This window comes from Kitasatospora sp. NPDC050463, assembly GCF_040655255.1.
Taxonomy (GTDB): Bacteria; Actinomycetota; Actinomycetes; order Streptomycetales; family Streptomycetaceae; genus Kitasatospora.
This window is the reverse complement of sequence record NZ_JBFAJO010000050.1, coordinates 25645-46463: the sequence shown is the minus strand read 5'-3', so window position 1 is coordinate 46463 and position 20819 is coordinate 25645. Positions and strand designations below refer to the sequence as shown.

Annotated in this window: 15 protein-coding genes and 1 pseudogene; 2 read left to right on the top strand and 14 right to left on the bottom strand. The window is 74.0% G+C overall.

Annotated elements, in window-relative coordinates:
- Positions 1-41: 41 nt before the first annotated feature.
- From AB0J08_RS27575 to bldG, 10 genes and pseudogenes are all read right to left on the bottom strand, one after another.
- On the bottom strand, positions 42-1181 hold the full coding sequence (locus AB0J08_RS27575; RefSeq protein WP_360639861.1) for a hypothetical protein: 1140 nt from the start codon (positions 1179-1181) through the stop codon (positions 42-44).
- A gap of 209 nt (positions 1182-1390) precedes the next feature.
- Positions 1391-2602 carry a DNA polymerase III subunit delta' gene (locus AB0J08_RS27570; protein ID WP_360639901.1) on the bottom strand — a complete coding sequence of 404 codons (1212 nt, stop codon included), beginning with the start codon at positions 2600-2602 and terminating at the stop codon, positions 1391-1393.
- Between the two features lie 249 nt (positions 2603-2851).
- On the bottom strand, positions 2852-6244 hold the full coding sequence (gene tmk, locus AB0J08_RS27565) for a dTMP kinase (RefSeq protein ID WP_360639858.1): 3393 nt from the start codon (positions 6242-6244) through the stop codon (positions 2852-2854).
- Between the two features lie 203 nt (positions 6245-6447).
- Positions 6448-9309, bottom strand: coding sequence for a type I DNA topoisomerase (gene topA, locus AB0J08_RS27560; protein ID WP_360639855.1), 2862 nt, complete (start codon positions 9307-9309; stop codon positions 6448-6450).
- 591 nt (positions 9310-9900) lie between these two features.
- Positions 9901-10353, bottom strand: a complete 453-nt coding sequence (locus tag AB0J08_RS27555; protein ID WP_360639898.1) for a DUF3592 domain-containing protein — start codon at positions 10351-10353, stop codon at positions 9901-9903.
- 295 nt (positions 10354-10648) lie between these two features.
- Positions 10649-12181: a methyltransferase gene (locus AB0J08_RS27550; protein ID WP_360639852.1), complete on the bottom strand. Its 1533-nt coding sequence runs from the start codon at positions 12179-12181 to the stop codon at positions 10649-10651.
- A 216-nt stretch (positions 12182-12397) separates the two neighbouring features.
- On the bottom strand, positions 12398-13111 hold the full coding sequence (locus AB0J08_RS27545) for a small secreted protein (protein ID WP_360639849.1): 714 nt from the start codon (positions 13109-13111) through the stop codon (positions 12398-12400).
- 121 nt (positions 13112-13232) lie between these two features.
- Positions 13233-13600, bottom strand: a pseudogene (locus AB0J08_RS27540) (cyclophilin-like fold protein).
- A gap of 324 nt (positions 13601-13924) precedes the next feature.
- Positions 13925-14341: an ATP-binding protein gene (locus AB0J08_RS27535; RefSeq protein WP_360639846.1), complete on the bottom strand. Its 417-nt coding sequence runs from the start codon at positions 14339-14341 to the stop codon at positions 13925-13927.
- Between the two features lie 156 nt (positions 14342-14497).
- Positions 14498-14839, bottom strand: a complete 342-nt coding sequence (gene bldG, locus AB0J08_RS27530) for an anti-sigma factor antagonist BldG (RefSeq protein WP_148644090.1) — start codon at positions 14837-14839, stop codon at positions 14498-14500.
- Between the two features lie 222 nt (positions 14840-15061).
- On the opposite strand from bldG, the gene AB0J08_RS27525 reads away from it, so the two are divergent.
- Entirely contained in the window at positions 15062-17599 is a 2538-nt protein-coding gene (locus AB0J08_RS27525) for a DEAD/DEAH box helicase (RefSeq protein WP_360639843.1), read from the top strand.
- Here AB0J08_RS27525 and AB0J08_RS27520 read toward each other — a convergent pair.
- The 3 genes from AB0J08_RS27520 to AB0J08_RS27510 form a co-directional block, all read right to left on the bottom strand.
- Positions 17594-18073: an Rv3654c family TadE-like protein gene (locus AB0J08_RS27520; RefSeq protein WP_360639840.1), complete on the bottom strand. Its 480-nt coding sequence runs from the start codon at positions 18071-18073 to the stop codon at positions 17594-17596. The genes AB0J08_RS27525 and AB0J08_RS27520 overlap by 6 nt on opposite strands.
- Positions 18061-18402, bottom strand: coding sequence for a TadE family type IV pilus minor pilin (locus tag AB0J08_RS27515; RefSeq protein ID WP_360639837.1), 342 nt, complete (start codon positions 18400-18402; stop codon positions 18061-18063). Before AB0J08_RS27515 ends, AB0J08_RS27520 begins: the two co-directional genes overlap by 13 nt.
- An 88-nt stretch (positions 18403-18490) precedes the next feature.
- Positions 18491-18601 (bottom strand): DUF4244 domain-containing protein, encoded by a 111-nt coding sequence (locus AB0J08_RS27510; protein WP_360639895.1) that lies wholly within the window; start codon positions 18599-18601, stop codon positions 18491-18493.
- A gap of 116 nt (positions 18602-18717) precedes the next feature.
- Between AB0J08_RS27510 and AB0J08_RS27505 the strand changes: the two genes are divergently transcribed.
- Positions 18718-19308 carry a hypothetical protein gene (locus tag AB0J08_RS27505; protein WP_360639834.1) on the top strand — a complete coding sequence of 197 codons (591 nt, stop codon included), beginning with the start codon at positions 18718-18720 and terminating at the stop codon, positions 19306-19308.
- A 149-nt stretch (positions 19309-19457) separates the two neighbouring features.
- Here the strand turns inward: AB0J08_RS27505 and AB0J08_RS27500 are convergent, their stop codons facing one another.
- On the bottom strand, positions 19458-20732 hold the full coding sequence (locus AB0J08_RS27500; RefSeq protein WP_360639831.1) for a helix-turn-helix domain-containing protein: 1275 nt from the start codon (positions 20730-20732) through the stop codon (positions 19458-19460).
- Positions 20733-20819 lie beyond the last annotated feature (87 nt).

The window sequence follows — 20819 nt, the reverse complement described above, 5'->3', positions numbered from 1 at the left end:
CGCCCCTGGTACCGCGCAGCGTAGCCTCGCCGGCGCCCTGCTCAGGACGCCTTGGCCAGTGTCTCGGCCAGGTACTGCGCCGCCTGGCGGACCAGCCGCAGCCGCTCCCGGTCGGCCGTGTAGTCCTGCACGTTCTCGGAGATCCGGACGTCGGCGCGGGCCGCCGCGCCGGTGCCGCCGCGCAGCGCCGCCTGGAGCTTGCGGGCCGCGTCCAGGCCGGCGGCATCGGCCTTGGCGGCGGCCAGCAGCAGCTTCGGGGCGGCGTTGGCCGGGGCCTCGGCTCCCGTCCGGGTCAGTGCGACGGTGTCGTACCGGCCGGAGACCGCCGCGGCCGCGCCGTACAGGTCGGGGCGGGCCAGGCCGGCGGCGGCCGCGCAGGGCGCGCCGCCCTCGACGCCGAGCGTGCCCCAGGAGGCCGGGCCGGGCGGCAGGGTGCGGAAGGTGGCCGCGATGGTGGTGCGCAGCGCGTCGTCGTCGGCGATGGCCTGCGGCGCGGCGGCGACCAGGTCGCACGGGTGCTCGGTGCCGTTCGGCGCCTCGGGGGCGACCAGGATGAACGGACGGGCCTTGCCGGTCTGGACGGCGGAGCCGAGGCCCTCGAAGACGTCCGGGACTTCGGTGTCGGCGGTCTTGCGCGGGGTGGCCGCGTGCATCACGACCACCGGGAAGCGGCCGTTCGGGTCCTTGGCGTACTGGGCGGGCAGCCAGACCCGGACGTTGCGCGGGTGCCCGTCCGGGCCGGGGACGGCGGACTGGAGCAGCTCGCCGCCGCCCGGGTGGCCGACACTGTCGAACCGGCTGGCCACGGCCGCCGGGGCGGGCGCCGGAGCGGGCGCGACGGCTGGCGCGGCCGGGGCGGGCGCTTCGACGGCAGGGGGCGCGGCCTGCCGCGCCCCGCCCTCGCTCGCGGTGTCGGCGGCGAGCTCCGCGGAGCCGGACCGCGAGGCCGACCCGCCGAAACCGCCGAAGGTGCCCAGGGCCGTCAGCAGGGTCAGCGCCGTGACGCAGACACCACAGACCATCGCGCCGGCCGCGCGCAGCAGCATCGGCCGCTGGTCTCCGGTCAGCTCGTAGGTCTCGGCGGCCCGCAGGTCACGCCAGCGCAGCAGGGCGCTGCGGGCGAGCCAGATGCCGCCTGCGGCGGCTGCCAGCAGGGGAACGACCAGGAGCGAACGGACCATGGGACGCACCGCCTCGGGAGGAGGGCCCGACGACCGGTGGGGGCCGGTGCCGGACGGGACGCGACGGCCCCGGCGTCGGGGCGCAGTCGGCCCCAGCGTGCAAGACGACCCGGCGGTCACACGCAGGTGTGCCCGGCGCGTACGGTCCGTTCACTCGAAGGTGGGACACCCGAATAGCGCGGGAAGCCCTACCGGCGAACGAGGCCGCCTCAGCCCGCCCGCAGTGCGACGGTCATCGCCTCGACGGCGAGCAGCGGGTCGACGTTGCGGTCCAGCGCCTGCCGGCAGGCGAGCACCGCCTCGATCCGCCGCAGCGTGCCCTCCGGCAGGCCGGCCTGGGCGACCCGGTTCAGCGCCTGCCGCTGGTCCTCGTTGGCGAGCGAGCCGGTGGAGCCCAGCTGGAGGGCGAGCACGTCCCGGTAGAAGCCGAGCAGGTCGAGCAGGGCGACGCCGAGCGTCTCCCGGCGGGTGCGGGTGGCGCGGCTCTTCTGCCGCTTCTCCAGCTCCTTGACCGCCCCGGCCATGCCGCGCGGCGCCTTGCTGCCCTCGGCCGCGCCGTACGCGGCCTTGAGGTCGTCGGTCTCCTTGGTGTCCTGGGTCTCGGCGAGCGCCTCGGCATCGGCCTTCGCCGTGTCGACCAGCCGCTGGGCGGCGGCCAGGCAGCCGCCGATGTCGCCGACCTCCAGCGGGATCCGCAGCACCTCCGTGCGCCGGGTGCGGGCCTGGTCGTCGACGGCCAGCCGGCGGGAGCGCTCGATGTCCCCCTGCCCGGCGAGCGCGGCCAGCCGCGCCGTCCCGGGGTCGACCCCGTCACGGTTCACCAGCATGTCGGCGACCGCCTCGGCGGCGGGCTGGCGCAGCACCAGCAGGCGGCAGCGCGAGCGGATCGTGGGCAGCACGTCCTGCACGGAGGGCGCGCAGAGCAGCCAGACGGTGCGCGGGGAGGGCTCCTCCACGCCCTTGAGCAGGGCGTTGGCGGCGGCCTCGGTGAGCCGGTGGGCGGCGTCGACCAGGATCACCGACCAGCGGCCGCCGGTCGGGTAGCTGGACGCCCGCAGTACCAGGGCCCGCATGTCGCCGACGCCGATCGACAGGCCGTCGGTGCGTACGTACTTCACGTCCGCATGGCTGCCCGCCAGCACGGTGTGGCAGCCGTCGCAGAAGCCGCAGCCGGGCGTGCCGCCGAGCGCGAGGTCCGGGCTGGTGCACTGGAGGGCGGCGGCGAAGGCGCGGGCGGCGGTGATCTGGCCGGCCCCGGGCGGGCCGGTGAAGAGCCAGGCGTGCGTCATCAGCGAGGCGTTGCCGCCCGGCTGCGTCGCGGCCCCGCGACCGGCGGCCGCCGTCGCCCCGGCCGCCCGGGCCGCGGCGGTCAGCTGCTCGACCACCCGCTCCTGGCCCACCAGGTCGTCCCAGACGGCCACTGCTGCTCCCAAGCTCGGTACGGACTGCGCCGGCTCCCGCCCGCCAGCGCGCCGGACGGCGCTCCGGGCACGGTCGCCCGCGGTCGAGCATACGTGCCCGGTACGACGGCGGGCGGTGCCGCCGGAGCACCGCCCCGGCCGCACCGCCCGCCGTCCTTCGAGTCACTGCCGGTCGGGACCGAAGCGCCGCCCGTCGGGCCCGGCGACCCGCCGAGCGTTCACGTGGTGCACCACCGCCCGGGCCGACGGTCAGGTCCGGCGACCCCAGCGCCGGCCCTTGCCCTTGCCCTCGCCCTCGCCGTCCGCCCGGCCCGGGCCGCCCTGCCCACCGGCTCCCTGCCCACCCGCGCTCGCCGGAGGAGGAGCGGCCGCGCCGCCGCGCGGGTCCTGCGGCTTCCGGTCGGCGGGACCGCCCTGCTCCCAGCGGGCCCACTCGTCGCGCGAACCCAGCAGGGTGTCGGTGAGGCTCGGCAGGTCGTCCATCGGGGTCTCCTCGGCCCAGGAGGGCCGGGGGCGAGGCTCGGCCGCCGGCTGCTCCTCGACCACCGGGAGCTCCCGGGTGGTGTCGACCGGCGGCACCCGGTCGGCCGGGCGGCCCGGCTCGACCCGGGGCAGCACCTCGGTGCGGTCGGTGCGGTCGGCGTGGTCGCGCCCCGCCCCGGACCGCTCGGCGTCCGCCGAGGGCACCCGGGGCAGTACGGCCGTCTCGTCCGCCGGGGCGGCGGGGACGACCGGCAGCTTCGTCGTCGCATCGGCCTCCGGAGCCCGGCTCGCCGACGCACCGCCGGCGGCCGCGGCACCGGCCGCCTCGGCCGCCCGAACGGCGGCCCGGCGGTCCCGCTCGGAGATCTCCTGGGTGGCGTCCTCGGGTTCCCGCACCACCCGCAGCTCGGTGGTCACGTCGTCGACCGGTCCAGCGGGCCGGTCCGCCCGGTCCGCCGCGCTCTCGGCGGCGGCAGCGGCCGTGGCGAGCGCTGCGGCCTGCGCCAGCCGGGCCTCCTCGGCCCGCTGCAGCGCCTCCTCGGCACGCCGGCGCTGCTCCTCGCGCTGCAGCTCCCGCTGCCGCTGGAGCTCCGCCTGAGCGGCCGCCTCGTCGGCGAGCCGCTTGCGCTCGGCGGCCTCGGCGGCCAGCCGGACCTCCTCGGCCGCACGCTGCCTGGCCTCCTCCTCGGCCCGTCGGCGGGCTTCCTCCTCCGCCTTGCGCCTGGCCTCCTCGGCCGCCTTGCGCGCCGCCTCGGCGGCGCGGCGCTCGGCCTCCTCCTTGGCCAGCCGCTCCTTCTCCGCCTGCTCGGCCCTGAGCTGCTCCAGCAGTTCCAGCCGCTTGCGCTCGGCGGCCTCCTCCTCCGCGCGCCGGCGGGCCTCCTCGGCGGCGCGGCGCTCGGCCTCCTCCCGGGCGAGCCGCTCCTGCTCGGCCCGGGAGGCCTTCTCCTGCTCGGAGAGCGGCAGCTCGCGGTCGAGCCGGTGGCGGATCGCGGTGGTGACGAAGCCGGGCTGCTGGCTTCCGTCCACGACCAGGTACCGGGCCGGGTCGGCGGCGGCCAGTGCGAGGAAGCCGGACCGGACCCGCTGGTGGAACTCGGTCGGCTCGGACTCCAGCCGGTCCAGCGCCTCGGTGAACCGCTCCCGCGCCCTGGTCGGGTCGACGTCCAGGACGACGGTCAGGTCGGGCACCAGCCCACCGGTCGCCCAGCGCGAGATCCGGGCCACCTCGGTGGCGGCCAGGTCGCGGCCGGCGCCCTGGTAGGCGATCGAGGAGTCCATGTACCGGTCGGTGATCACCACCGCGCCGCGAGCCAGCGCCGGGCGGATGACGTTCTCGACGTGCTCGGCGCGGTCGGCCGCGTAGATCAACGCCTCCGCACGGTGCGACAGGCCGGTGTTGCCGACATCCAGGACGAGGCCGCGCAGCCGCTGCCCGACGGGGCTGCCGCCGGGCTCGCGGGTGAGCACCACCTCGTGGCCCTTGCCCCGGATCCACTCGGCGAGCGCCTGGGCCTGGGTGGACTTGCCGGCGCCGTCCCCGCCCTCCAGGGCGATGAAGAAGCCGGTGCCGGTGGTGCGGTGCGGAGCCGGCCCGGCGGCGCCGCGCACGGCGTCCATCAGGTCCCGGCCGAACGGGGCGGTGCCCCGCCGGTCGTCGGTCTTGAGCAGCACGACGGCCGCGAGCACCAGGGTCAGCAGCCCGGCGGTGGCCACCGCGAGGGCCGCGCCGCCGTGGATGAAGGTGAACGAACCGGGCTCGACGGTGCCGTACGCGACCTCGCCGTAGGCCGCGGCGATCAGCGGGACGACGATCAGCGCGCCGCCCACCACGGCCCGCAGCACCGCGTACAGGTGCTCGGTGACCTTCGGCAGCCGGTCCTCCTCGACCTCCTGGGCGAGCAGGGAACGCCCGGTCGAGACGACGATCCCGGCGGCCAGGCCGGCCAGCACGGTCAGCAGCAGCACCAGGACGAAGTCCAGCACCAGGCCGGCCAGGATCAGTGCGACGCCCTCGGCCAGCAGCGCCAGCGCGAGCAGCCTGCGGCGGGAGAGCGCGGGCAGGGTGGCCCGGGTGAGCCGGGCGCCGAGCGCGGGCGTGCCGACGGCGGCGAGTACCAGCAGGCCGTAGCCGATCGGCCCGGCGCGGTGCTCGGCGGCGGTCAGCAGCGCGAGCGCGGCGACGCCCGCCATCGAGGCGTAGGCGGCGGCGACCGAGAAGGTGAAGTACGGGGCTCCGCCGGTGCGGCCCTTGCTCAGGGCGGGGCCGGGCGTGGCATCGGCCGGGGCCCGCAGGCTCCGCAGCGGGGAGTGCGGGGCGGCCGCCGTCGGGCCGCCGGGCAGCTCCTGCAGGTACGCCCGAACGGCCGAGACCGTGAACAGGACGGCCGCGCCGAGCGCCGCGAAGGTGGTCTGGTGGATGCGCAGCCAGTCCGAGCCGAGCGCCGCGAAGACGTTGTTGACCAGGGTGAGCGCGACCAGCGCGGTGGCCGCGAGCGGCACGGTGGCCCAGCCGGTGCGGCGGTCCAGCGTCCGGACGCTCTCCAGGTTGGCCACGGACGGGCGCTGCTCGGCCGGGGGCAGGAAGGGGTTGGCCGGCGGCAGCAGGCCGGGCACGGCGGCGGCCTTGGCGATCGCCCAGACCCGCTCGGCCGCGCCGGTCACGAAGACGGTGGCGAGCAGCACGTAGGTCGCGGCGCCGGAGGGCCTGGGACCGGAGCCCAGCCAGACGATCCACCAGGGCGCGATGCCGATCAGCACGGCCCGCAGCACGTCCGCGCCGAGCAGCGTCCAACGCCGGTCCAGCCTGCCGCCGAGCAGCCCGTGCACCGGGCCGAGCAGGGCGACGCCGACCAGCAGGGTGGCGGCCAGCCGCGCCGCGAAGACCGCGGCGACCGCGAAGGCGAGGCTGCGCGGCACGTCGCCGAACTGCCCGCCGAAGGCGGCCGCGATCACGGTCAGCGCGAGCAGCACCAGCAGTCCGAGCCGGTCGGCGGTGCCGCCGATCAGCTGAGTGGTCCAGAGGCGGCGGTACGGACGCAGCCGCAACAACGCCCGGGCCCGCTCACCGGGAGTCCCGGCGGGCGCGACCTCGGGCAGGTCGGGCGTGCCGGCTCTGGCGGCACCGCCGGCGCCGGGGGTGGGCTGCTCCTCGCTCGTCATACGGTCAGCGTAGCGGTCGGCACCGGCCGGAAAAGAGGGGTGCGGGCTTCCGGATACCCGTCATTGCAGGGTTGTGACGCGCCGCGCACATGCTCGGCACCACCTGCCGGAGGGCCCGGCCCACCGTGCCGCGCACCGGTCGCCCACAGACCCCGGGCCCGCGCCTCCGGAGAGGACGCGGGCCCGGTGCCACCGGTGGAGGGTCAGCCCTCGTCGGTGGCGGTGGTCTTGCTCGCGGCGGCCTTCTTGGTGGCCGTCTTCTTCGCGGCGGCCTTGGTCGTCGTCTTCTTGGCCGTGGTCTTGGCCGCGGCCGTCTTGGTGGCGGTGGCCGTCTTGGTCGCGGTCTTCTTCGCCGCCGTCTTCTTCGCCGGGGCCTTCTTGGCCGTCTTCTTCACCGGCCCGCGCGCCCGCTTCTCCGCGAGCAGCTCATAGCCGCGCTCGGGCGTGATGGTCTCGACCTCGTCGTCCTTGCGCAGCGTGGCATTGGTCTCGCCGTCGGTGACGTAGGGGCCGAAGCGGCCGTCCTTGACCACCACCGGACGCTCGCTGACCGGGTCCGTGCCCAGTTCCTTGAGCGGCGGCGCCGCCGCGGCGCGGCCGCGCTGCTTGGGCTGGGCGTAGATGGCCAGGGCCTCCTCCAGGGTGACCGTGAACATCTGCTCCTCACTGGTGAGCGAGCGGGAGTCGGTGCCGCGCTTGAGGTACGGGCCGTAGCGGCCGTTCTGCGCGGTGATCTCCACGCCCTCCGGGTCCACCCCGACCACGCGCGGCAGCGACAGCAGCTTCAGCGCGTCGTCGAGCGTGACGGTGTCCAGCGCCATGGACTTCAGCAGCGACGCGGTGCGCGGCTTGACGGCGTTCTTGCCCGTCTTGGGCGTGCCCTCGGGCAGGATCTCGGTCACGTACGGGCCGTACCGGCCGTCCTTGGCGACCAGCTGGTTGCCGCTGACCGGGTCCTGACCGAGCTCGAAGTCGCCACTGGGCTTGGCCAGCAGCTCCTCGGCCAGCTCGACGGTGAGCTCGTCCGGCGGCAGCTCCTCCGGGATGTCGGCGCGCTGGCCCGGCTCGCCCTCCACGGTGGAGGCGCGCTCCACGTAGGGACCGTAGCGGCCGACCCGCAGGGTCAGGTCGTCGCTGATCCGGAACGAGCTGATCTCCCGGGCGTCGATCGCACCGAGGTCCGTGACCAGCTCCTTCAGCCCGCCCAGGTGGTCGCCGTCGCCGTTGCCGGCCTCGGCGGCTCCGCCGGTGGCGTGGCCCTCGCCCTCACCGAAGTAGAAGCGCTTCAGCCACGGCACGGACTTCGCCTCGCCCGCCGCGATGCGGTCGAGGTCGTCCTCCATCCGCGCGGTGAAGTCGTAGTCGACCAGTCGGCCGAAGTGCTTCTCCAGCAGGTTGACCACGGCGAAGGAGAGGAACGACGGCACCAGCGCCGTCCCCTTCTTGAAGACGTAGCGGCGCCCGATGATGGTGTCGATGATCGAGGCGTAGGTGGACGGGCGGCCGATCTCCCGGTCCTCCAGCTCCTTGACCAGCGAGGCCTCGGTGTAGCGGGCCGGCGGCTTGGTGGCGTGGCCCTCCGGGGTGAGCTGCTCGGCGGCCAGCGGGTCGCCCTCGGTCACCTGCGGCAGCCGGCGCTCGCGGTCGTCCAGCTCGGCGTTCGGGTCGTCGGCGCCCTCGACGTAGGCCTTGAGGAAGCCGTGGAAGGTGATGATCTTGCCCGAGGCGGAGAACTCGGCGTCCCGGCCGTCCGAGGAGCGGCCGCCGACCTTCACCGTGACCGACTGGCCGACCGCGTCCTTCATCTGGGAGGCGACGGTGCGCATCCAGATCAGCTCGTAGAGCCGGAAGTCGTCACCGCTCAGGCCCGTCTCGGCGGGGGTGCGGAAGCGGTCGCCGGACGGGCGGACGGCCTCGTGCGCCTCCTGGGCGTTCTTGACCTTGCTGGCGTAGGTGCGCGGCGCGTCCGGCAGGTAGTCGGCTCCGTAGAGCTGCGTGACCTGCGCCCGGGCGGCCGTGATCGCGGTCTCCGACAACGTGGTGGAGTCGGTACGCATATAGGTGATGAAGCCGTTCTCGTACAGCTTCTGGGCCACCTGCATGGTCCGCTTGGCGCCGAAGCCCAGCTTGCGGCTGGCCTCCTGCTGGAGCGTGGTGGTGCGGAACGGCGCGTACGGCGAGCGGCGGTAGGGCTTGGACTCGACGCTGCGGACGCTGAACGCGGTCTGCTCCAGGGCGGCGGCCAGCGCGCGGGCGGCCTGCTCGTCCAGGTGCAGGGTGCTGGCGCTGCCGGCCTTCAGGCGGCCGTCCGAACCGAAGTCGCGGCCACTGGCGATCCGCTTGCCGTCGACGGCGGAGAGCCGGGCGCCGAAGGTCTCCGGGTTGGCGGCGTCGGCCGGGGTGCGGCCGGTGCCGAAGGTGGCGACCAGGTCCCAGTAGGAGGCGCTGCGGAAGGCGATCCGCTCGCGCTCCCGCTCGACCACCAGACGGGTCGCGACGGACTGCACCCGGCCCGCCGACAGCTTCGGCATGACCTTCTTCCAGAGCACCGGCGAGACCTCGAAGCCGTAGAGGCGGTCGAGGATGCGACGGGTCTCCTGGGCGTCGACCAGGCGCTGGTTCAGCTCGCGCGGGTTGGCCACCGCCTCCTGGATCGCGGTCTTGGTGATCTCGTGGAACACCATCCGGTGCACCGGCACCTTGGGCTTCAGCACCTGCTGGAGGTGCCACGCGATGGCCTCGCCCTCGCGGTCCTCATCGGTGGCGAGGAAGAGCTCGTCGGACTCCGCGAGCAGCGACTTCAACTTGCTGACCTGGGACTTCTTGTCCGCGTTCACCACATAGATGGGCGCGAAGTCGTGGTCGACGTCGACGCCGAGGCGGCGTACCTCGCCGGTGTACTTGTCCGGGACCTCGGCCGCTGTGCTGGGCAGGTCCCGAATGTGCCCGACGCTCGCCTCGACGATGTAGCCGGGGCCAAGGTAGCCCTTGATCGTCTTCGCCTTGGCCGGCGACTCGACAATGACGAGTCGCTGTCCGTGCGCGGTCTCGCTGCTCGGGGACACCTTCGCTCTTCTCTCCCGGTCGTTATGTGAGCTGGTCGGCGCTGGCAGCACGGGCTGCGCTCCGCCCGACCCCTCCACCGTCCCGGGGCAGCCGCTGCACGACGACCCCACCAGCGGAGTGTGACCGTACCCCGGCCACCCTTGTCAAACGGAAGGATCCTGCTTTTTCACCGGCAAGGCCGACCGACGCCACTCGAACGGTAACCCGATGATGGAGGATCGTGCCCCGTGGAGGGGGGCTTCGGCGGGTTTCGAAGGATGGAATGACGGATTTCAAAATCTGTCAACGGAAAATCGACACGCTCCGGCTTCGGTCCGACGGCGGGGGGCGGCGAGCGCCGGGATGCACTACGGGCCGGTTGCATGCCTTGTACCCCGGTATGTCCATCAGCCTTTGCGGCGGGTGCGGCGGGGTGGCGGGGTGGCGGGGTGGCGGTGTGGCGGTGTGCCGGTGCGGCGGTGCGGCGGCGTGACCGGGCCTGCGCGTCGGGCGGGAACGTGCCGAATCCGACCGGAACGAGCCGGACCTGACCGGAATGCGCCGGACCGGTCGAGTACCCGCCGGACCGCGCGGCCGAGGTCCGGTCGCGCTCAGCCCCCGAGACCGACGCTGATCAGGACGGCCCCCGCGGCCACGCAGCCGGCTCCGAGCGACGACCAGAGCAGATCGGCCACCGCGGCCCGGCCGGTCTCCGCCGCCGCCAGGACGACGCGGCTCGGCCGGCGTGGGTCGTAGGAGATACGGACGGACGCACCGGGCGCGAAGCGGGCCGGCCGGCGCAGCGGGGTGTGACCGCGCGGCCGGGTGCGCACCAGCTCGGCACATCGCCCCGGGCCGGAACCGCCGGTCACGGCCGGCGCGGAGAAGGAGAGCAGCGGCGCACTGTCGAGCTCACCGTGCGCGTCGGCCTCGGCGACCACCGTGGCCACCGCCGGTACCCCCCGGCGCCGCACGCCGTGTCGAAGGCGCACTTCGGCCGCGCACCAGAGCAGCAGTGCGCTGCCGAAGAGGGCGAGCACGGTGCCGCCCACCGCGGCCGTCATCGTGTCCACGCCTTGCCCCCAGCTCTGTCCACAGCCTGTGGACAGAGCCTCACAGTCGGGGGCCAACGCGGGACAGCTGTGCAGCGACCGGCGGGCGAACCGGGGGATACGGGGAGATGAACCGGCCGGACGACGCCGGGCCGGACGACGCCGGGCCGGGCCCGCACTCGTGCGGGCCCGAGCCGCTACGGGACAGAGCCGGTACGGGACAGCGCTGGTGAGCCCGAGCCGGTACGGTGCGGGCCCACACCGGGTTACGTCCGAGAGCCACCGGGCGCCCGGCGAGCGGCGTCGGTCAGTCGACCGGGCGGATGAACCCCTGCTCCGTGAGCAGCCGCAGCGACTCCGGGACCCGGTCCCGAAGCACCACCCGGTCCTCGCCGAGCAGTTGCGCGATCGCGTCCACGATCTCGCCGGCCGACAGCGTCCCGTCGCAGACCCCGGCGAACCCGGCACCCACCGTGTCCACCTTGGTGGCACGCCGCATACCCCGGTTGTGACGCAGGATCACGTGCTCCGGATCCTCCGCCCCGGGTGCGCCGACCTGCTCCTGGACCACCTCGTCGGCCAGCACGTACCGGGTCGCGAGCAGCCCCGCGTCGTCGTGCGTGCGCAGGTAGTCCTGCCGGTCGAACCACTCCTCGATGTGCGGCCCGAGCGGCTGCTCCACCGGGTGCGGCCACTCCTCCACCCGGACGGTCGGCCGCTCGGCACCGCTCGCCCGCAGGGTGATCCAGCCGAAGCCGACGCCCTCGACCCCGCCCTCCTCGAAGGCGTCCAGCCACTCGCCGTACCGGGCCTGGTAGTCGCCGCCGGGGCCGCGGTGGTCGCCGCCGTCACGCAGCCACAACTCGGCGTACTGGGCGACGTCCTGGACCTCCCGCTGGACGATCCAGGCGTCCAGGCCGGTGCCCGCCACCCAGCCGGCCAGCCGGTCGTGCCAGTCCTCGCCCTTGACGTGCTGCCAGTTGGCGAGCAACTGGCAGTAGCCTCCCGGCTCCAGGTGCGCGGCGGCGGAACGGACCAGACTGCGGCAGAGGTCGTCGCCCGCCATGCCGCCGTCGCGGTAGGTGAACCGGCCGCCGGGCGAGATCACGAACGGCGGGTTGGAGACGATCAGGTCGAACTTCCGCTCCCCGACCGGCTCGAAGAGACTGCCGTCGACGGCTTCGGTGTTGTCGAAACCCGAGAGCGCGAGGGTCAGTTCGGTGAACCGCAGGGCGCGCGGATTGAGGTCGGTGGCGGTGACCCGCTGGGCGTGCCGGGCGGCGTGCAGCGCCTGCACCCCGGAGCCCGAACCGAGGTCCAGGGCGGCCCGGACCGGCCGGCGTACCGTGATGTTGGCCAGCGTGGTGGACGCACCGCCCACCCCGAGCACCAGGTCCTTGCGGGCCACGCCGTGCGCGGTCTCACCCGAGCCGATCCCGCCCGCGCCACCGACTGCACAGCCCAGGTCGGAGACCACCCAGGCGTCCGAACTCGGCAGACCGGCAACCTCGTTGGCGTACGGGCGGACGTCCACGGTGGCCCGCACAAGATCGCCGTCCGGGCGCAGCCAGCCGTCGGTCAGGCAGTCCTCGACCGGCAGCGCGGCGGCGGCCGCCCGGTACGGCACGGGCTGCTGCAGCAGGAACAGCCGCACCAGCGTCTCCAGCGGACTGCCGCCGCGGGTGGCGCGAAGGGCCGGCACGGCCTCGCTGCGCGCCAGCGCGGCGTAGCCGGTGGGCCCGAGCAGGTCGAGGCAGCCGTCGGCGGTGTACGAGGCCGCGAGCAGCGCCTCGCGGAACTTGGCGAGGCGGGTCGGGTCGAGAACGGGGCTACTGATCACCCCGCCATTGTCCCCCGGGCCGCCGGCCCCGCTCCCCCGCCCGGGCCAACCGCACTGCCGGACGACCGGTCCCTGCGGGGCTCCAGGAGGCCCCGAGGCCCCACGCCCGGTCGGCTGACGGGCGGCTGGGGGCGGCTGACGGGCTCCTGGGGCGGCTGGCGGTCGGCTGGCTGATGGCTGACGGTCAGCGGCCGGGTCGGCCGCTGACCGGTCGAGTCAGCTCGCCGACGGGACGGCGGCGGGGGCGGACGGGGCCGAGGCCGCGGCCGGGTCCGTCGCGGCCGCACTGCCCGTCGGGCTCGCGCCGTCGGTCGCGCCGGGTGCCGGGGTGCCGGTGCTGCCGCCGGCCGCCGGAGCCCCGCTCGCGCCGGCGGTCGGTGCCGCGGTGGCCGAGCCCGGCTTGCAGCCCTCCTGCTTGGCCATCGCGGCACCGAGTTCGCCGCGCTGCAGCTTGGCCTGCGCCTGGGTGGAGAGCGAGGCCAGCTGCTGCAGCTGGTCGGAGACGCTGCGCAGCCCGTCCGCGAACTTCGCCTGGTCGTCGTTGGACAGCGCGTCCAGCTTCTTCTGGACGTCCAGGTAGCCGTCGGCCGCCTTGTTGAGCTCGGTGACGGTGTCCTTCTGGAGGGTCCCGCCGTCGTCGACCTTGGGCGCGCCGGCGGAGTCGATGGCCGCGGCGATGTCCTGGTTGGTCTTGGCCAGTCGCCCGATGTCGGCGGAGAGGCGCTTCTGCAGATCGCCCGGCGCCTCACCGGTCTTCACCTGGCCGGTGTCCGACAGAGCGGTCTGCGCCTGGGCGATCGGGTCCTTGGCCGCGCCGCAGACGCTCGCCGCCCAGGACTCCAGCTGCTTGCTGTTGTCGTCGCCGCAGCCGACGGCGCCGAACGCCAGCAGCGCGCCGAGCGCGGGTACGGCCAGCAGTCGCTTGTTCACCGGGAGAAGCCCTTTCGGTTTCGGTCGTCGAACTGCGAACCTACACGGCTCCCACCCGCCCCCTGGTTCCCGCCCGCCCGCCCCGGGTCGATCGGCCTCCCCGAGCCCCGGCCGGACCGGCTCAGGCCCGCTCGACCCTGATCGGGTCGCCCGGGCGGACGGTTCGCAGCACGTCGGCGTCCGCGTCCAGGGCGCCGAGGATGTTGCAGGGTGCGGCCAGCCGGCACTCCCCGTCCCATGAGATCGGCGTCGGCCCGTAGGGCAGCGCGAGGCTGTCTCCATCATCCAGAACGCCACCGTGCCCGGCTCGACGACCTGGCGGGCGCCCTCCTCCCTGGGCACGCTGACCGGCGTGCCGAAGTACACCTCCTCGCCCCAGGTGCTGGCCGACGAGCTGATCGGCAGGACGGCCCAGAGCGCCTCGGCGGTGGGCGTGGCCTCAAGCGTGGCGAGCGCCTGACCGGCAGGCCACAGAATGCGAATCCGCATGGGTTCCCTCATTTACGACAGGCCCGAATCACCGATCGGACCCGGTCGTACCGAAAGCAGGGAACCGCTGAATTCAACAACTTGTCAATGCCCTCCCGCCAGGTGGACGCTCGGCGGCAGGACCGGCAGCCGCGGAGGCAGGCAGACGGTGACAGGCCCAGGAACCAGGGCCAAAGGCCAGAGACCGGAGGAGAAACAGGACACCGGCCACAGGCCGCGATGCCGGCGGGCGGGCGGCCGCGAGGAACGCACCCCGAACCGAGGAGTCGGCCCGGGTCCTGCATCGGGGAAGGCGAAAGGACGGTCCGCACGCGTCCGCGTGCGTCAGAGCGCCATCGCATCGACCGAGACCGGCCAGCTCATCCGGATCAGGCCACCGCTCGCGCCGCTGGTGACCTCCAGCTCCTCGACCAGTCCGGTGATCACGGCGAGACCCAGGGTGTCCTCGTCCGGATCGCCCTCGGCAGCACCTCGGGCCGGAACGGTGGCGGGGCCCGCCTCGTCCTCGACCTCGATGAGGAAACGCTTCTCCTGGTCCGTCAGAGCGACCCGGACCGCACCGGTGATACCGCCACGCTGGTGCAGGCCGACCGCCCGCGAGCACGCCTCACCGACGGCGAGCCGGACTTCGTCGAGCACCGACTCGTCGACCCCAGCTCGTCTTGCGACAGCCGCAGCGACCAGCCGGGCCGTACGGACATGCTCGGGAAGCGCGCTGAATCGAAGTTCGACGGTTGCCATCTCTCCCCTTCGGGGTGTCCGGCCGGGGCCGGGCATGCGGGGCCCCGGCGGGCCGGGATCAGCCGGCCCCGGGGCGGCCGGGAGACCGGGGCCACGAGGGCCCCGGACGCCGGACGCGTGGATCGGGCGGGCCGGCACAGGGCCGGCCCGGCCGGGTCAGTCGGTCGAGTTGACCGCGTCGTCCACCGAGGTGTGGATCGGGAAGACCTTGGTCAGGCCGGTGATGCGGAAGATCTTCAGAATTCGCTCCTGGTTGCAGACCAGGCGCAGCGAGCCCTCATGGGCACGCACTCGCTTCAGACCGCCCACCAGCACGCCCAGACCGGTCGAGTCGAGGAAGTCCACGCCCTCCATGTCGACGACGAGGTGGTAGTTGCCGTCGTTGACGAGCTCGACCAGCTGCTCCCGCAGCTTCGGGGCGGTGTACACATCGATCTCGCCGCCAACCTCGACGACCGTGCGATCGCCGACTGTACGGGTCGACAGGGACAGGTCCACGGAACCTCCAGCACCTTGCCTTGCTACGTCATTGCGATCTTCGGCCGGACGGCCGCCACCGCATGGATCGCGAACCCCGGACGCGCCCAGCCACGCGTGGCGAGCCTCAGCGCTGCGACCCCCGGCCGTACGGCCGTCACGGCCACATTCAACCACCTGCGACCATGCCCGCACGATGGCTTACGACGATTCTCCGTCACGCCGGTGACACACTGGGTCCTCATGCCGCCCCGTCACAGCCTGCCCGAGGCACTGCTCACGACCCTGTCCACCACCCGGGGGCGGTCGGACCGGCTCACCCATACGGAGCACCTTCCCGCCCGACCAGCCCGTTATTCACCGTGGCCCGACTCGATCCGGTCCGAGATCGTCGACTCCGCCCGGGTGCTGGGCGTGGAACGTCCCTGGGCCCATCAGGCAGAAGCGATGAATCTGGCCAAAAGCGGCCATTCTGTGGTGATCGCCACAGGGACGGCTTCGGGCAAGTCGCTCGGCTATCTGGCACCGGTGCTCAGCGACCTGCTGGACGGCACCGAAGCCCGCAACGGCCGCGGCGCCACCGCGCTGTACCTGGCCCCGACCAAGGCGCTCGCCGCCGACCAGCGGCGACGGGCCGCCGAACTCGCCCCGCCCAGGGTCCGGCCCGCCCTCTACGACGGCGACACCCCGCCCGAGGAGCGCGAGTGGGTCCGCCAGTACGCCTCGTACGTACTCACCAACCCCGACATGCTGCACCGCGGCATCCTGCCCGCCCACGCACGCTGGTCCTCCTTCCTCAAAACGCTGCGCTACGTGGTGGTCGACGAGTGCCACAGCTACCGGGGCGTGTTCGGCTCGCACGTCGCCCAGGTGCTGCGACGGCTGCGCCGGATCTGTGCCCGGTACGGGTCCTCACCCACCTTCCTGCTCGCCTCGGCCACCACCGCCGACCCCGCTGCCACCGCCCGCCTGCTCACCGGGCTGCCCGCCCAGGCCGTCACCGAGGACGCTTCTCCGCGTGGTCCGATGGTCTTCGGCCTCTGGGAACCGCCGCTCACCGAGAACGTCGGCGAGCACGGGGCACCCGTTCGAAGGACGGCCACCGCCGAGGCCGCCCACCTGCTGACCAACCTCGTCGAGCGGCAGATCCGCACCGTCGTGTTCGTCCGCTCCCGCCGTGCCGCCGAACTCGTCGCGCTCCAGACCCAGGACCAGCTCGGCCGACCGCTCGCCGACCGGGTCGCCGCCTACCGCGGCGGCTATCTCGCCGACGAGCGCCGGGCGCTGGAACGCGATCTGCACACCGGCCGCCTGCTCGGCGTCGCCTCCACCTCCGCTCTCGAACTCGGCGTCGACATCTCCGGTCTGGACGCCGTCCTGATGGCCGGATATCCCGGCACCCGTGCCTCGCTCTGGCAGCAGGCCGGGCGAGCCGGGCGCGAGGCCCAAGGCGCGCTGGCCGTCCTGATCGCCCGCGACGACCCGCTGGACACCTACCTGGTGCACCACCCTGAGGCGCTGTTCGCCACGCCCGTCGAAGCCACCGTGCTCGACCCCGACAATCCGCACGTCCTCGCCCCGCATCTGTGCGCCGCGGCCGCCGAGCTCCCGCTCACGGACCCCGACCTGGAGCTGTTCGGCCCCTCCACCGGCCCGTTGCTGCCCGTCCTGGAGCGGCGCGGACTGCTCCGCCGGCGCGGTGGGGGCTGGTACTGGACCCGCCGCGAACGGGCGGCCGACGCCGTCGACCTGCGCGGCAGCGGCGGCAGTCCGGTGCAGATCGTGGAGGCCCCGACCGGCCGGCTGCTCGGCACGGTGGACGCCTCGGCCGCCCACACCACCGTCCACACCGGGGCCGTCCACATCCACCAGGGGCGCAGCTACCTCGTCCGGGACTTCGACCTGGACAGTTCCGTCGCCCTGGTCGAACCGGCCGACCCGCCCTACACCACGGCCGCCCGCGACATCACCTCCATCTCGGTGCTCTCCACCGACACCTCCCTCGCCTGGGGCGAGGGCCGGCTCAGTTTCGGTTCGGTGGAGGTGGTCAACCAGGTGGTCGGCTACCTCCGCAAACGGATCTCCACCGGGGAGATCATGGGCGAGACGAAGCTCGACCTGCCGCCCCGCACCCTGCGGACCCGCGCTGTGTGGTGGTCCGTCACCGAGGACCAGCTGCTCGACGCGGACATCCCACCCGACCAGCTCCCCGGGGCCGCACACGCCGCCGAACACGCCTCCATCGGCCTGCTGCCGCTCTTCGCCACCTGCGACCGCTGGGACATCGGTGGTGTCTCGGTGCCGCTGCACCCCGACACCCAGCTGCCCACCGTGTTCGTCTACGACGGCCACGCGGGTGGGGCCGGATTCGCCGAACGCGGCTTCCAGCGTGCCGCCCAGTGGCTCACCGCCACCCGGGAGGCGATCGCCGCCTGCGAGTGCGAGCGCGGCTGCCCGTCCTGCGTGCAGTCGCCCAAGTGCGGCAACGGCAACGAACCGCTGGACAAGGCGGCTGCCGTCCGACTGCTCGACGTCCTGCTCGACGGCGCGCCTGCAGTCGACGGTGACCAGGACCGAGGTCAGGCCCAGGACCAGGCCCAGGACCAGGCCCAGGACCAGGACCGAGGTCAGGATCCGGCCCAGGACCAGGACCAGGACCAGGACCGAGGTCAGGATCCGGCCCAGGACCAGGACCGAGGTCAGGACCAGCTCCGGGGCCGGTCGAGTGGCGGGGACGAGGCCCGGGGCGGGGCGGCCTGGCCGTCCACTGGGGACTCATGAGCCGCCCCCCGTCGCGCTGACATCCTCGTCCGTCGGGGCGGCCGGAGCGCGGACCAGGCCTGCTCGGGAACGAGCCCGGGCCGGTCCGATCGGCAGGCCCACCGGGACTCCACCGATCCGGACCTCCGCCACCACCTCGACGGCGTCCGCCTCCCGCTCCACGGTGCAGGAGACCACGGTGGCCGCCTGCGCCTGCGCGATCCCGGCCGCCCGACCGCACCCGCCGTCCGGGTCCAGCAGCAGCCGGTCGGCCGCCGCCAGGGCCGCCAGATCGGCGGCCGACTCAGCCCGGTGGCGGGCGCCCACCACCGCGCCGACCGACAGGGTCGCGGCGAACGTCGCACAGCCGAGCACCGCGAACGCGATCAGCCAGACCGTCGCGGAGCCGCCGTCGGGCCGACGCCCCGCCGTGCAGGCGGTCCGGGCCCGCGCCACCCGGCCCGCCAAGGCCGCGACCGGACTCAAGACGGCCATGGACCCACACCTCCTCCGGTGCTCACCAGGGTGTCCTCCCGCGCCGCCACGGCGGCCGCGCCGAGCCGTACGGAGAGCAGGCCGGCGAGCTTGCCCGGGGCCGCCGACGGGGCGTCTACCGTGACGCGAACCGTGTCGGCCTCGACAGCCACCTGTACGGCTGCCCCGGGCGGGGCGGCCGCGCGGGCGATCGCGGCGGCGTCCGCCTCCCCGCGCGCGGCCGCCCGGGCACCCACCCGCGCCGCATCGACACAACGGATCTGCGCAGCCGCCGCGAGCACACCCCAGATCAGCATCACGGCGAGCAGGACGAGCGCCGGCAACGCCACCGCCGTCTCCGCCGTGACGAAGCCCGCGTCACGACGGCGGGGCCCTACCGGCCGAGGGGATCCGGCCGACCACCCGGCCGACGGGCCGTCACGTCGCATGGAGCGCCCGGTCCAGGAGGTCGGTCAGCGCGCCGAGGATGGCCGCACTGGTCACCACCTTGTACAGCCCGGCGGCCAGCGCGCACGCACCGCTCGTTATCTAGGGTTGTCAACCCAAGGTCCGAGGTCAGAGGCGGATCTGCCCTTCTGTCACATTAGGCACGTTGCTCCGTGTCGGCGGCCTGCCCGGCGACTCTGCGCGACTACCGTGCACGGATGGACTGGTGGACTCTCGCCTTTGCTGCCGTTGCAGCTGCCGCTGCCCTTGCTGCCGCCCGCTGGGGTTGGCTCGATCGCCCCCAGCATGGGTGGAATATCCGCAGGACACGGGAGCCCGAGCTGGACGAGCGGACCGAGGGGACCGAGGGGAGCGAAACCTACAGGAAGCAGAAGACGACGTTTGCGGTACGCGCGGTCGGGACGGCCGTGGCGCACAACGTGGAGGTGAGGGTTGCCGGCGCTCTCACTTACAAGTCGAAGGCCGGATCGCGCATGTACCAGCCTTCCATGGGAGCCGGTTCGAGACCGATCGTCTTCGACGTCTGGCTGTCGGACACAACGGACTCGAAGCTCTACATCGAGATCCTTTGGACCCAGCTGCGGCCGTACCGGCAGCTTGGAGAACGTATTGAAGCCGAGTCCTTGGCCTGGGAAAAGTGGCGGTGGAACTGGAATTGCATCTGCCTACGCCGCAGGTCAGGAGGCGGATGGTGGACAGCCCGCCCCGTCCGGACGTCAGGTCGCTGGGTGCCCACCCGCAGGAGGGCGCGCGCCGAGATTCCGGTGACCACCGAAGCATCGGCCTGACGGCCGATCCGGCAGTGCCGCGCCCGCTTCGCTACGTCTAGCCCGGACGGCGGCATGGATGCCCTTCCGTACGACGTGTTGGGCTTCCAGCCGCGCGGGAGCCCCGGCGGGGGCTCCTCCGGACCCCGCCCCCGCCGGATTCAGCCGGGTCAGCTGGCCAGTGCTTCGCCGAGTCGCGCGTGGGCCGGGCCGGAGAGGGTCCGGTGCAGGGTTTCGGCACGCGAGCGGACGAGCCCGTCCCGGTACGCGACAGGCAGTTGCTGCCAGACCTCGGCGGCCATGTCGGCTGCGGCGGTCTGGTCGCCGTCCAAGCTCAGGCAGGTCGCGGCGTCCATGGTCAGCAGGGCCCGGGTCATGACGGACGGCGACCTGGTGAGGGCGAGGGCTGCTTCCTGTTCGGCGTTGGCCTCACGGGTGCGGCCCATCAGCGTGAACGCCTGCGAGAGATGGACGTGGTGCTTCTGCAGCGGGTAGCCGAACCAGGTGTCGGCCGCCTGCGCGGTGTCGAGGTGCTCGGCGATGGTGCGGGCGTCGGCTACCGCGCGAAGGGCCCCTCGGTGGTCGCCGATCGAGGCCAGGGCACGCGCGGTGACGGCGGCGGCCAGGGCTGCGGCAGCCGTGGGGGTTCGGCCAGCCTCGTGGCGGGCGCTGATGGCCAGGTTCGCGGCGGCGTTCGGGGCGCCGTAGTTGAGCGGGACCATCGCGTGCCGGGCCAGGACCCAGGCCAGCATGTGCCGGTCGCCGGATTCTCGGGCGGCCTTCTCGGCGGTGGCGAACCAGCCGTGGGAGTCGCGTTGGTCGGCCCGGTCGTGCTGGATGATCGCCACCAGCCCGGTGATCCCGGCTGCCGTGCGGGCCAGGTCGGAGCGGGTGGAGGCGGGGTGCGGGCGGCTGAGGACGTCCTGGAGGAGGCTGAGGTCCTGGCGCATCTGAGCCAGCACGACCTCCGGTGCCCGCCCGTGGTACCCGCCGCGGTGGCGCTCGAACGCTCCGTCGAGGTAGGCGAGGTCGCCGGCGTCGGAGCCGGACAGGCCGGCGTCGATCCCCTGCCGCGCCTCCGCGATGCCGGGCAGGGCGACGACACCTGTCGTCAATGCCGCCGCGCCGAGAAACTGTCGTCGGTTCACCGCCGTACCCTCCTCTCCGTCCACTTCGACCTGCTGCCGGTGGAGCCGGCGCCAGCGCCGCGAGGCGGCCACCGCTCGGGCGACCTCCTCCACCGAGAGCCCGTACCCGTCGGCCAGCAGCCGGTGCCACCTCGGGGTGGGCAGACGCCGCTCGGTCTCCCAGCGCTTCAGGTTCTCCGGGTCGAACCACGTACCGCCCTGAGCTGCCTGTAAGAGCAGAGCCTGCTCGTCGCGGGTGAGCGTGGCCGCTTCCCTGGTTCGCCTCAGCACGGCGCCGATGCCGTCTGGAGCCATCATGCCCGTCCCCCAAGCCCTTGACTGACCGGTGCCCGATCCTGGCCCCCTCAAGCGGCCCCCCGCGCAAAAAATGCACCCCCTGCTGGC

Bases quoted from the DNA above. Each gene is read 5' to 3' on its own strand.
- AB0J08_RS27575 (WP_360639861.1), bottom strand. From the start codon at position 1,181: ATGGTCCGTTCGCTCCTGGTCGTTCCCCTGCTGGCAGCCGCCGCAGGC.
- tmk (WP_360639858.1), bottom strand. From the start codon at position 6,244: ATGACGAGCGAGGAGCAGCCCACCCCCGGCGCCGGCGGTGCCGCCAGA.
- AB0J08_RS27555 (WP_360639898.1), bottom strand. From the start codon at position 10,353: ATGACGGCCGCGGTGGGCGGCACCGTGCTCGCCCTCTTCGGCAGCGCA.
- AB0J08_RS27535 (WP_360639846.1), bottom strand. From the start codon at position 14,341: ATGGCAACCGTCGAACTTCGATTCAGCGCGCTTCCCGAGCATGTCCGT.
- AB0J08_RS27525 (WP_360639843.1), top strand. From the start codon at position 15,062: ATGCCGCCCCGTCACAGCCTGCCCGAGGCACTGCTCACGACCCTGTCC.
- AB0J08_RS27520 (WP_360639840.1), bottom strand. From the start codon at position 18,073: ATGGCCGTCTTGAGTCCGGTCGCGGCCTTGGCGGGCCGGGTGGCGCGG.
- AB0J08_RS27505 (WP_360639834.1), top strand. From the start codon at position 18,718: ATGGACTGGTGGACTCTCGCCTTTGCTGCCGTTGCAGCTGCCGCTGCC.
- AB0J08_RS27500 (WP_360639831.1), bottom strand. From the start codon at position 20,732: ATGATGGCTCCAGACGGCATCGGCGCCGTGCTGAGGCGAACCAGGGAA.